The organism is Streptomyces sp. AC627_RSS907 (assembly GCF_019049165.1).
Window position 1 is genome coordinate 1 of record NZ_JAGMUE010000641.1, and the last position, 593, is coordinate 593.

The window sequence follows — 593 nt, forward strand, 5'->3', positions numbered from 1 at the left end:
GACGCGCCTCGCGCACCGCGGCGTTGTGGAACCGCCTGGCCATCGGCACCCGGCGGACCGCCTCCCCCAACTCCCCCATCGCCGCGTCGCCGCCCGGCGCCTGCTGCACCGCCTCCACCTGGGCGGACTCGGCGAAGACCGCGCGCAGCGCCTGGCTCAGCTCGCTCTCGGCCACCTCCCGGTGCTCCTCCTCGGCCTGCCGCGCGGCCTGCGCCGCCTGATAGAGCACGATCGAGGCGGCCGGGTCGAGCAGGCTTGAGGTGGCCAACTCCTGGGCCACTGAGGCGCGCCGTAGCAACTGCGCGTCCAGCGCCGCGCGGGTCGCGTCCAGCCGGGTGTGCAGCCGGTCCAGGCGGCCGGCGGTCCAGAGCAGATATCCGGCGATGGCGAGGAGAACGACCGCGATCCAGATCAAAGTGGTCACGCGGGGTCACGGTACCGGCTTCCGAGCACCGCCCGAGCCCACGCGCGGCCCGTTCCGGCCCCGCGTCCGCCGGGCTCGCGGCTACTCGCGGCTGAGCCCGAACCGGAAACGCGGCGTCGAACGCTCGTCGGTGGCCACCGACGCCGCGCCCGCGGTGACCGTCTCGTAC

Annotated in this window: 1 protein-coding gene; it reads right to left on the minus strand. The window is 75.0% G+C overall.

Translation table 11 applies throughout. The features are described from left to right. A partial coding sequence (locus KUM32_RS37555) for a hypothetical protein (protein ID WP_217146320.1) occupies positions 1-424 on the minus strand: 424 nt, incomplete at its 3' end. Between the last annotated feature and the right edge of the window lie 169 nt (positions 425-593).